The sequence below is a fragment of the Bartonella sp. AA97HXZ genome, assembly GCF_042196985.1.
Classification (GTDB): Bacteria; Pseudomonadota; Alphaproteobacteria; order Rhizobiales; family Rhizobiaceae; genus Bartonella.
On record NZ_JBHIRC010000024.1, the window covers coordinates 1 to 11915 of the forward strand.

Sequence of the window (11915 nt, forward strand, 5' to 3'; positions counted from 1 at the left end):
GTCAAAAGAATATCATTTTCTGTCATACTAAAATCCTTTCTATCAAAAAATGGTAACAAATCATAACTATTTATTAACCACATTTTGGTTCGTTTGGAAAGATGTTTTATTTATAGAAAACAATATTTTATTATATAATTTCTGATGTGATACGTTATGAGTCTTATTGAGAGAGAATGAGAGAAAAGAGAGAGAAAGTTATCAACAGATCATGGGGTTATTCACCCCATATCTTAAGATTGACCCGTGACATAAGCCGCCCATTTATCCATATAAACACGGCGTTGTTCTAGATAGTCCGTACGACGATAGGCACGCTCTACTTTACCTCCTACTGTATGACTTAGAATGGTTTCAGCGACCTCATAGGGGGCATCGGTTGTTTCAGCAAGCCAATTGCGTAAACTAGAGCGAAATCCATGGGGGCAGGCATCAAGTCCAATACGTTTCATATATTGAGCCATACACCTATGCGCGAGGGGACCGCGACCTGTTGCAGAAAAGAAGAAATCATTGCGTGATAAAAGGCGCGCTTGTTTTAAAATGTCTAATGCTTCTGATGATAAAGGCACGCGAAACTCTGTTGTTGTATCACGCTTTCCTTTCATATTTTCAGCAGGAATAGTCCAGATATCATCCTCAACTTGATCTTTATGGATATGACATAAAGGAAAAGTACGAACGCCTGTCAGAATAAGCAAACGTAAAGCCAGTTGTGTCATTGTTGTTGTTTCGCAAAGTGTTTTATAAAAAGCCGGAACCTTTCTCCAATCCATAGCTGGAAAATTTTGCGTTTTATGGCGTTGTTTGCCTAAGAGCGCGCGTGCTTTTTCTGTTGCTTGTAAATCAACATTCAAACCTAATGCAGCCGCATGTTTAAGACAAAGATTAAGACGTATCAATGCTTTCTCTGCTGTTGCAGCTTTTGTATGCCAAATAGGGGCAAGAGTATTGCGTATCTCTGTTTGAGTAATCTCTGAAACGGGTAGACAGCCTAATTTAGGGAGAATATAAAGACGTAAAGGTGAAAACCAATCACAAGCCTTACCATCATTTTTTAATTCAGCTTTCCGACTTTCAAAAGCATCTACGGCAATATCTTTTAAGTAATGAAGATTGCTGATTGCCTCACGCTTTTGTTTATTGCGTTCTTTAATGGGGTCACGCCCCTCACGTAAAACCGAACGCCACCCAGTTGCCAATTCACGGGCTTGTTTTAAAGAGACATCTCGCAACGCTCCCAAGCCCATTTCACGACGACGTCCGTGAAGGGTATACCGTAAAATCCATTGAGCACCACCATCTTTACGCTTATGAAGTAACAAGCCGGCACCATCATTATATTTGCCAGCCCCCAATGTTGCGACAGATCTTGCATTAAGACGGTTCATAAGAGCCATTTTTTACTCCTTTCTTATATAAATTTGATCCACACATTCATCCCACTTGTGATGTGCAAATGAGTGGTTTTGATTGAAGCAATATAAACTGATTTAAAATGAGACAATCTTAGGTTATTCGGGACTCTCATTCAATATGAATAACACTAGATTATCATTATAAATCAATGCCTTGTAGAGATAGAGAGTGTTGATGAGGAGCATCCATGGTTTGTGCACGCGTTTGATTTGATTAAGGCGCGTGCAAAATACGAACTTTACAAGAATATTCTTAAAGAACCCGATTGTGCAGCCGCTGCTTACAATGACTTTAACGAACAGTTGCATGAATTGCGTGCAGAGACGTCTCAACGTCATAACGTGACCAGAATAATACCAACGGATTTTTAAGATGGTTTATTTTCCAGTAGCCGATTACAGACCAGATGTTGCGGTTGTCAACGGCAGCTTTACGGATAGCCTTGTGAATGTTTTACCAGCAGATGGCGGTTACATACCCATGCCTAGTGCAATGGTTGTTTCTAATCCTTTGGAAGAAAAACCTTTGGGTTCAATCGCCTTTAGAAGCGGTAATGGTGTTAAGATAATCGTAGGAGGAGCTAAAAAGCTTTATGCTTATGATAGCCAAACGCGTGGTTGGCAAGACATCAGTCAAAATGGTGTGACGTATCAGGCAAATGATGAGAACAAATGGTCGTTTGCGTTGTTCGGTGATGCTGTCATTGCGGTGAATAAAAATGATAAACCGCAAGTTTTCAAGGTTCGCAATTCCCAACGATTTGAAGATTTAGGAGGCAATCCCCCCAAAGCAGGTTTGGTGAAAGTTTGGGGCGATTTTGTTTGTTTGATGCAATTGACAGATAATCCTAATCGTATCCATTGGTCAGGTCTCAATGATGCGACCCATTGGACGGTTGGTGTTAAAGATTGTTATTATCATAACTTTAATGATGGTGAACATGTGCAGGGTGCAACAGAATCGAGCAATCCAATCGTTTTTCTACGTTCTGCTGTTTATGCCGGTTCTTTTACGTTAGGGTCTAAGGTTCCGTTCATTTTTCAAAAGCTACAAGACAAGCGTGGAGCAAGAAGTGCAGCATCTATAGCCTGTCGTGGTAGTGATGCCTTTTTTGCTGGTGATGGCGGCTTTTATCAAATGAGTTTGGATGGTCAACTTTTATCGATAGGCTTTGAAAAGGTCGACCGAACGGTGTTTTCGACCTTTGATAAGCTTGCTCTTGATGAGATGCAAGCGGTGATAGACCCTGTCCATAATCGCGTTTACTGGTCCTTAAAAAGTTACAATAACGAGCAAACGACCTTTGTTTATGATTGGGGCTTGCAGAAATGGTCGACACTACAGGGAGAGCTTTTCACGTTCTTTCCAGTGTTTACAACAGGTTATACTTTAGAACAGTTAGATGAGATTTCGATCAATCTTGAGGCATTGCCGGCTTCTTTAGACAGCCCTCGTTGGCAAAGTGGCGCGCCAATGCTTGGTGCTTTTGATGATAACAATCGGCTTGTTATGTTTACGGGAGCCCCGATGGAGGCAACGGTTGTTTCACAAGAGATGGGGGCACCGGATGGAAGTTTTAACTTTATTACGAAGATGTTTGCCGAAGTTGATACGACGGAAGGTCTTTTAAGCATTGGAGAGCGTCGGCTTCGCAATAATCAGACACCGATCACATGGCACAAGGAGAGGGTGTGTTCGTATGTCACGGGTGCTTATCATGGGCGTTCGCGCAATCGTTATCACCGGTTTAAATTACGCATTCCTAAGAATGAACCTTGGACGATGATTACGGGCTTTAATGTGGATTTACGTCCTTTAGGCAGAGGGTAATGGCAAAAGTCTTTTTGACCACGTCTTGGGGTATGGAGCGTATAGCGCCTTATCTTGAAGAAATCATTGCATCTTTTAGAGAGTATGTAGAGCGTTTCAAACATGAAATTACGTTGCAAGGACTCATTGAATCTATTGGCAGTGGTAAGAAACAGTTATGGCTTGTTTTGGATGATGAAGAGCGCTTTTTAGCGGCAGTCACGACCCAGATACAACAGACAATTTTAGGAAAGAAGCGCGCTCTGATTTGTGAATGTAGTGGCAAGGGTGTTCTTGATTTGGTTAACAATTTGCAAGTTGTAGAGGATTGGGCGCGTGAGAATGGGGCTTCTGAAATGGAGATCTTGGGTCGTTTTGGTTGGAAACGTGCATTGGACAAGCAAGGTTACAGCATAGATATGCTTTATTACAGGAAGGAATTGTGAAATGGGGAGCAAGACACCAGCAACAACAGAACAAAAGCAGGTACAGACAAGCGCCCCTCCTGCTTGGATGGAAAATGTATTTAAGCGTGGGGGTAGGGATGCGTATAACATGTATGACACAGGGATTGGGGGTAATGTGTATGGGGGACCTCGTATTGCCTCGTTAAGTGATCAAACGCGCTATGGCATTAGTGGTCTTGGCAGTATTCCTCATCATTATCAAAATCGCTCTTTGATGAATACAATCTATAATCCAACGTCGGCAGCCATGAATCTTAGACATATGGCTTCTGGTGGTATGGTTGGACAGAATCCGTCTTTTAATGCTGCTCTTCAAAATAGCTTAGACCGTGTAAGAGATACGATTAACAGCTCTTTTGCAGGTGCGGGTCGTTATGGTTCTGGTGCACATACGGGTGTCTTGGCAAATGAACTTGGTGCTTTGTCTACAAGTGCTACAGCAGACCAGTATAATCGTGATGCGGATCGCATGATGCAAGCCAATGCCATGATAGACCAAGCCAATCAAAATCAATTGGGCGCCTCAAATAACTTCTTACAGGGTTATGGGAATGCCTATTCCAATGCCATACAAGGGGGAGGTGTGCTTGATGCCCACAATCAACGCCTTGTTGATGCCAATCGTGAACGTTGGCTGGAACAAGACAATAGCGGCTGGAATAGGTTGAATATGCTTATGAACGCCGGTCATGGCTTTGCAAGAAATTACGGTACGACAACGAATAATCATACAATCTCTAAGATAGAGGGCAATAATCCGTGGAAAAATGTAGGGACTATAGGTTCTTTAGCACTTCAAGCAGCACCGATGGCTTTTGGTTACATGGCAGGTGGTCCAATGGGAGCAGCGTTGGCAGGAGGAGCATCCAAGTTTTTTTTAGATTACATGAATCAAAAGAAAGCTCTGGAGAATAATTAAAGAATAGTTTTGTAGGAGAGTGTGATGGCATTTCCAATATTATTTCCATTAGCTGGGGCAGCTTTTATGGCAGCAAGAGCTGCGCCTCATGTTTTTAGGTATCTTGCTCCTAAAGCGGTTACAGGGGCGAATAGATTGGGACAATTAATAACAAAGAACCCCGTGGGGAATTTCATAACAAAGTACCCCAAAACCTCTCTATTTATGACTGGAATGTCAGGTATTGAAAGTATGATGACACCAGAGAAAGCACAAGCCCCATCCAACCCCTATTTACAGAATAGTCTGAATCCATATGGACCATTTATGCCCTATACGGCTCCTAAAGCGGAAATGCCTCTTGGATTTGATCAACATCCACCCATGCCAAATGCACTAGAGAGTACTCCACAAGAACTAAAACCTCATATTAATGAACAAACGCAACCATTAGCACCCGCTTCCCCAACACCGACTCCTGAACTGACAGATGCAGAGAAATTTTTACAGTCCAATACTTATAAGTTTTTTCAATCAGATGCGTATCAGAAGCTCAAAGATCTTTTTGCAGGTATGGCGGCAGCACCCACAGATGGTTCTGGATGGGATGCGCTTGCAAGTGGTGTGAAGCATCTTAATGAAGGAGATAAGGAAAGAGGGCAGGTTAATCAGACCGTCGAATACCTAAAATCTAAAGGGTACAGTGAAGAAGAGGCGCGGTTCATGGCTGGGAATAAAGATGCATTGAATGCTTTTCTATTACAAAAAGTGAACGGCGGTTATGATGCTAGATCTAAAGAAGAAATGGACCGCCTACGAGAAACAATAGATCTTAAAAATAGTGAAGCTATCAGTAGTAATACACTCCATGACATTGAACGTTTTATGAATTATATAGAAGAGAATGGTGATTGGGCTACGGGAAATCTTGCTGATTGGCAAGCTTCTTTTAAGGTTCCTCAACACCGTGATATGCGTTCACTGCTTGATTCCATTAAAAACCGTATAGGTATTGACCGTTTAGAAACGATGAGACGGTATTCACGCAATGGTGCTTCTGGTTTTGGTAACCTTACAGAAAGAGAGCTTGATATCTTAAAGAGCTATTTAGGAGAGATAAAGTACGACTTGGGTCATGAAGAGCTCTTGTTTAGGTTGAAAAAAATCCATCAGATTTTGGCTAAGATGAAATTAGACGTATTGAAATTGCTAGAAGACAGCAGCATTGAATTAACGCAAGAGAGTGTTGATAAGGTTACCTCACAGTCGCATTCTAAAGCTCCACAGCAAGGACGTAATGCTTTGCCACTTGTTACCAGCAAAGAAGAGGAAGATGCATTGCCTTCCGGTGCACGCTTTATTGGTGAAGATGGAAAGATAAGGGTTAAAGGGGCTTAAAATGGCATATATTCCTTATTCTCGCATTGTTGATGATGTATCCGATAATGATGGTACGTCTTCGGTGAAGAACAGTCGTGGTAATCAAGGAAAAAAAACAACGGGTTATATTCCTTATTCCCCTCTTGTTGATGATGATACGGCTTCATTTAATACAAAATTTACAGCAGATGATTTTTCATTTGATGATAAAGATCTTACGTGGTCGGATGCACTAAGGAGTCATGGGATATCTGGTTTGACAGCAGGGTATAGTGATGAGATACAAGCAGCCAATGAAGCAGGTTTTACGGATTATTGGAGCGGCGATAAAAAGGCAGAAGAGGTTTATAATAGAAGGGTAGCTAAGGAGCGCGCTTACCTAAAAGCCTTAGAAAAAAAATATCCATGGTTGTCTTCTGGTGCTTATATTGCTGGTTCGATTTTACCAACATTAGCATCTTTGGGTATTCCCGCATTAAATTTTTTGCGAGCAGGCTCGACTTTAGGAAGTTTAGGTAGGGGAGCTATTGTTGGGGCAGGTTCTGGAGCTTTACATGGTTCTGGTGCAGGAAAAGGTTACAATGATACGGTGAATTCGGCATTAGCCGGTGGTGTTGGTGGGGCAGTTTTGACGCCGGTTGCTGCTTTAGGAGGTATGGGTATTTCTAAGGCAGTTCGTAGTTTAGGAAATTCTTTAAAATCACCTCCTGTCGTGAGGAATTATTTTAATCCTGCTCGTAAAGAGGTTTCAAATAAAGCTTTGAGAGAAGTTGCCAAGCAACTTTACGATAATAAAACCCAAAAGATCACGGAACGTCTTAGTTCAGAACCTCACGAAGTATTTTTGACAGATATTAATGAAAAACTACGACAGACTTTGTGGAATGCGTCTAAAACAAATGAAGATGTTTATAATCTCTTGAAACAAGCGCATGAGAAAAGATTAGGCGGTTCTGTTCAACGTCTTGATGATATGATGGAGCAGACAATTGTTCCATACCAGCATAGCGATACTTTAAGCAGGACGCTTAAACAGCAAGGGAAAGAAGCGCATGATCATCTTTATGAACAAGCAAGGCAAACGCCGATAGGACGAGAGTATTATCCGGCTCTTAATAAACTTTTTGAAAATAAAGGGTTTCAAAAAGCTCTTAAAGAAGCTGTCAATACTTTAGAGGAACACCCCCTCAGTATAAATCCTAGACGATTTTATGATAGAAGGTTTAGTAGTATAAACTATAAACCTACGATAGAGTTATTAGATCAAACTAAGCAGTCTCTTGATGATTTAATCGAAAAAAGTAAGAAACATGGCGATAACCAAAAGATTTTAGGATACGAAGTCCTCAAACAAAATTTGGTAAAAATAATGGACGAAATCTCTCCTACGTACAAAGCAGCACGCGGTAGTGCGGCAAAATTCAAAAACTTTGCAGATAGCTTTGAGGAAGGTAGACAAGCTTTTGGAACAAAGCTTGAAAAGAGTTTTGAAAGGGATGCAGTTCAGGAAAATCTTTCTAAAGGGAATTGGACAAAACAAAATAATACCTATCAGATGGGTATGAGAGATGCCTTAGATGATTTACTCAGAAAAAATGATGACCCTATTAATGAATTTTCTAAACTTTTAAAACAAAATCTTGCGTCTGAGAATCTTGAAAGGACCATAGGACCGGAACGGTTTTCTACTTTTAAAAAGGCAGTAGATCAGGAGCAATTCTATTCTGATGCAGCAAAAGAGGGTTTTAGCAAATTTGAAGGCACTCCTGAGTTTTCTGTTTTTGATGGAGTTCGTGTACCACATAGTATTCCTGATATACCAGCTCAAGGCTTAAAATTAGCACGAAACATATTTTTTCATCCGAATGCACCAGAGGCGCTACGAGCAAGACAAGAGCTAGAGCGCGGAATAGCGAAGTTAGCAACTTTTGGCGTTAAAGGAATGGAGCGCAATGAAATTGCCAAATTGATTCAAAGTGCTTTGAAGTGGCATAAAGCCGGTGTGATAACGGATGAAGGCTTGAAGATTGTTTCTAGAGCTGTAGCAAAAGGGTTAGGTCCTAGTGCTTCAATAGAGTATGCGAAATGACCCGTTATAGTCCTGCTGTTAATCAAGCAATACGGCAAACGGCAGTGCGTTATGGTTTGCCAGAGAGTTATTTGTACCGTGTTGCGCAAGTGGAAAGTGGAGGCAATCCGAATGCAAGGAATCCCCGTTCTTCTGCGGGTGGGTTGTACCAATTTATAGACAGCACCGCCAAGCAATATGGTTTGCAGGATCGTTTTGATCCCATGCAAGCGGCTGATGCCATGGGGCGGTTGACGCTTGATAATCGCAATCATTTAAGCCGCCTGTTGGGAAGAGCGCCTAGTGAAGCGGAATTGTATTTAGCCCATCAACAAGGAGCAGGAGGAGCCGCGCGGCTTCTTCAAAATCCCCATGCCAATGCGGCGCAAATTGTTGGGAGCAATGCGGTTGGCTTGAATGGTGGAAACAACGCTATGCGTGCAAGTGATTTTGTCAACCGTGTATTACAGATGTATGGGGGGCAGCCTCATAGAGCAAGTCCTACAGCGCAGGGTGGCATTAGAAATAGAGACAACTTGTTAGAGGTTTTAAGGGCATTATTAGCATCACAAGAAGAGGCTTCGGAAGAAGAAGAGAGTGATGATGATGATAATCCTTTGATGACGCAATTCATGCGGGCGTTTTACGGACCATTTTACAGAAGCTAGGATTCACGAGAAATGTCAACGATTTATGATTGGTCGCTTAGAGCGGCGGATAATACGCGTTCTGATAATTTGATTGATTGGTCCGAAGGACAGCATCCTAGCAGTGTGAATACGAGCGCCCGTGTGATGATGCAGCGCATAAAGGAATACTTGTCAGACACGGGTGGAGAGCTTGAAGGCATTGTTACAAATGATCCTGTCCAACAAACGAGTGTGATAAGACTTGCAAGCACTTCACAGTTTTTAGAGTATAAGAATGGTATCGTTTTGCGCTTTATGGCTATGGGTAAGAATGTTGGAGCGACCACGATTGTCTTAAATGCTTTAGATGGCAAGCCGGTTTATAAGGCAACGGAATTAGGCATCAGTGCATTATCAGGAGGGGAAATCCAACAAGGGTGCATTTATACATTGTTTTATAATGGAGATCATTGGCATCTTGTTAATCCTACCCCACTCCCTTTAGAAGAAGAAGAAAGCAGTCTTTATCCCACGGGTTTTATAGGAACGTTTGGAATGCGCGGGATTCCAAAGGATTGGTTAATTTGCGATGGGAAGGCTTATTTGCGTCGTGATTATGGTGATTTATTTGAGACGATAGGAACGGTTTGGGGAGAGGGTGATGGCGCCACGACATTTAATGTTCCCGATTTTCGAGGGATGTTTTTACGAGGGCTTGATGGAGGGCGCAATATTGATGAGGGGCGTTCTTTTGCAAGTGTGCAAACAGATTTAATCGAGTCGCATCAACATCAAGGACAGAGCCTTTCGATGTCTCATTTTACCAGCAACGAAAACTTTTGGGATGGGAATACGACGGATGTGTTGGGCTATCGTCTAGGCTTGTTTGGGGGGAGCTCTCTAGCGAATTTTATGGGCATAGAGCGTGAGAATTTAGGGGGCTACATTGTAAGTTCTCATACTCTTGATGAGAACCAAGAGGTTGTTTTGGAGAGCACTGGTGAAGGCGAGACGCGTCCAGTTAATGTGAGTGTTCTGTTTGCGATTAAGACATGAGGTGTAAGATGTCGACGATCTATGATTGGTCTTTAAATGCCTCCTTGAATGCCTATTGTGATGATTTGATTGATTGGTCAAAAGGACAACGTCCTAGTAGTCTGAATAATAGTGCTCGTGTGATGATGCAACGTGTGCGTGAGTATTTATCGGATACGAGTGGTGTGATTGAAAGCACTTTTACGGTTGATGCTGAACACCAGACGACGTTGATAAGACTTCAAAGCCAATCGCAATTTTTAGAGTATAAGAATGGGATATCAATTTATTTTAAAGCGAAGGGCAAGAATGTTGGGGAAACCGCAATTGCCTTGAATGATTTGGCGGCTAAACCTGTTTACAAGGCGACGGAATTAGGTCTCCGTGTTTTATCGGGAGGCGAGCTTCAAAGGGGGTGCATTTATAGCTTGGTTTATAGGGATCATGCTTGGCAAGTTTTAAATCCTACGCCTCTCTCTTTATCGCAAGAGCCGGTTATCCCTGTTTATCCACTAGGGACGATAGGGATTTTTGGGATGCAAGTTTTGCCAGATGGCTGGTTACCATGTGATGGGAAGGCTTATTTGCGTAGTGATTATCCTGCTCTTTATGAAGCGATAGGGATCAGGTGGGGAGGCGCTGATAGTTGGACGAAGTTTAATGTTCCCGATTTGCGTGGTGTTTTTTTACGAGGTGTTGATGATGACCGCGAGATAGACCGCTTTCGTTATCTTGGCACTTTACAAAATGACGCAATGAGAAAGCATGACCATGGGGGTCAATCCTTTACGATTTTGAATGATGAAAATCAGGAAGAGAGTTGGCATGGTGATATGACGATCATCTGGGGATATGTGTTGAATGACCAGCAAAGATTGAAGCTTGCTGAACGTTTGGGCGTGAGAGCAGAGGATATACGCGTGCACCATAAGCTCGCCTTTCCCCATTCCCACCTTCACATGCGTGATGTTGCATTGGCAAGTTCAGGTATAAGTGAGACGCGCCCGATTAATATGAGTGTTGTGTTTGGAATCAAGACGTGAGGTTTAGATGTCCACGATTTATGATTGGTCTTTAACGGCATCTGAGAATGGTGGTGCTGATGCTTTAATTAATTGGTCAGAGGGACAGCACCCTAACACGGTTAATAATAGCGCTCGTTTTATGATGCAACGGGTAAGTGAGTATTTATCGGATACGGGGGGGGTGCTTGAAGGGATTGTGACGGTTGATAATAACCAAAAGACGAGCGTGATAAGGCTTCTAAGTCAATCGGCATTTTTAGAGTATAAGAATGGCATATCGGTTTGTTTTAAAGCGAAGGGCAAGAATGTTGGGGCGACAACAATTGCTTTAAATAATTTAGCCGATAAGCCCGTTTATAAGGCAACAGAAACCGGTTTATTAGCCTTATCGGGAGGAGAGATACAAGATGGCTGTCTTTATACGCTTGTGTATGATGAAGAGCTTACGGGTTGGCAAGTTCTCAACCCGACAAGGGGCAAAGTTTCTTCCTTAAAACGTTTACCTTCCGGTCTGATAGGACCGTTTGCAATGGAGCGCTTGCCGGATGGTTGGTTGCCATGTGATGGAAGTGCTTATTCACGGTATGTTTATTGGGATTTATTTTGTGTCATAGGAACGACGTGGGGAGAAGGAGATGGCGCCACGACGTTTAATGTTCCCGATTTTCGGGGGCTATTTTTACGGGGACTTGATAATGAACGCAATTTAGACCCTTGGCGTTCTTTTGCAAGTATACAACCCTGTTCTTTAAAAGCGCATGAGCATTTTATAGGTCCAGCGTCATCAGAAGGTCTTTCTTCTCGAAAAAAACGGGATGTTTCTTCTTCTGAAGCTCACTTGCAAAGGCGCAAGAGAGCTATAGACGAAGAGTGTGTAGGTTTGAGTGGGGATGCTTTGGACAAGTGTAATCAAGAATTTGACCAAATAGCAGGAAGTCCACAGGTAGAGACTCCCTTTTGGTTTACAGAGTCACATTATACAAAAAAACGCAATAAAGTCAATATGTTGTTTGCAATTATTTTATATGAATCCACTTAAGAATCCATCTTTTTATACGTGATTCATTTGATCATTTTTTATATAAGATTGCCATGTATGAATAGACCATAAAAAGCAAATCATGACGTGAATATTATAACGCATGTGTGTATTCAAATAAAATGAAAAGCCGATATCATTCATAA

The 11915-nt window shown here is 42.1% G+C and carries 10 protein-coding genes and 1 pseudogene; 10 read left to right on the forward strand and 1 reads right to left on the reverse strand.

Annotated elements, in window-relative coordinates:
- Nucleotides 1-233: 233 nt before the first annotated feature.
- Nucleotides 234-1400, reverse strand: coding sequence for a tyrosine-type recombinase/integrase (locus ACFINE_RS08540; protein WP_375621728.1), 1167 nt, complete (start codon nucleotides 1398-1400; stop codon nucleotides 234-236).
- Nucleotides 1401-1571: 171 nt separating this feature from the next.
- On the opposite strand from ACFINE_RS08540, the pseudogene ACFINE_RS08545 reads away from it, so the two are divergent.
- The 10 genes and pseudogenes from ACFINE_RS08545 to ACFINE_RS08590 all read left to right on the forward strand — a co-directional run.
- Nucleotides 1572-1790 (forward strand): annotated as a pseudogene (locus ACFINE_RS08545) (hypothetical protein); the annotation flags it as partial.
- A 1-nt stretch (nucleotide 1791) separates the two neighbouring features.
- Complete coding sequence (locus tag ACFINE_RS08550; RefSeq protein WP_375621729.1) at nucleotides 1792-3249, forward strand: hypothetical protein; 1458 nt, start codon at nucleotides 1792-1794, stop codon at nucleotides 3247-3249.
- Nucleotides 3249-3674, forward strand: a complete 426-nt coding sequence (locus ACFINE_RS08555; RefSeq protein WP_375621730.1) for a hypothetical protein — start codon at nucleotides 3249-3251, stop codon at nucleotides 3672-3674. Before ACFINE_RS08550 ends, ACFINE_RS08555 begins: the two co-directional genes overlap by 1 nt.
- Nucleotide 3675: 1 nt before the next feature.
- Nucleotides 3676-4614, forward strand: coding sequence for a hypothetical protein (locus ACFINE_RS08560; RefSeq protein WP_375621731.1), 939 nt, complete (start codon nucleotides 3676-3678; stop codon nucleotides 4612-4614).
- Nucleotides 4615-4638: 24 nt separating this feature from the next.
- A complete protein-coding gene (locus ACFINE_RS08565) occupies nucleotides 4639-5991 on the forward strand; it encodes a hypothetical protein (RefSeq protein WP_375621732.1) in 1353 nt (450 codons plus the stop codon).
- Nucleotide 5992: 1 nt separating this feature from the next.
- The gene (locus ACFINE_RS08570) at nucleotides 5993-8062 is read left to right on the forward strand and encodes a glycine zipper family protein (protein WP_375621733.1); all 2070 of its coding nucleotides are present in this window, start codon (nucleotides 5993-5995) and stop codon (nucleotides 8060-8062) included.
- Nucleotides 8059-8709, forward strand: coding sequence for a transglycosylase SLT domain-containing protein (locus tag ACFINE_RS08575; RefSeq protein WP_375621734.1), 651 nt, complete (start codon nucleotides 8059-8061; stop codon nucleotides 8707-8709). Before ACFINE_RS08570 ends, ACFINE_RS08575 begins: the two co-directional genes overlap by 4 nt.
- 12 nt (nucleotides 8710-8721) lie before the next feature.
- A complete protein-coding gene (locus ACFINE_RS08580; protein WP_375621735.1) occupies nucleotides 8722-9726 on the forward strand; it encodes a phage tail protein in 1005 nt (334 codons plus the stop codon).
- Between the two features lie 8 nt (nucleotides 9727-9734).
- Nucleotides 9735-10748, forward strand: coding sequence for a phage tail protein (locus ACFINE_RS08585; RefSeq protein ID WP_375621736.1), 1014 nt, complete (start codon nucleotides 9735-9737; stop codon nucleotides 10746-10748).
- 7 nt (nucleotides 10749-10755) lie between these two features.
- On the forward strand, nucleotides 10756-11769 hold the full coding sequence (locus tag ACFINE_RS08590) for a phage tail protein (RefSeq protein WP_375621737.1): 1014 nt from the start codon (nucleotides 10756-10758) through the stop codon (nucleotides 11767-11769).
- The last annotated feature ends 146 nt before the right edge of the window (nucleotides 11770-11915 follow it).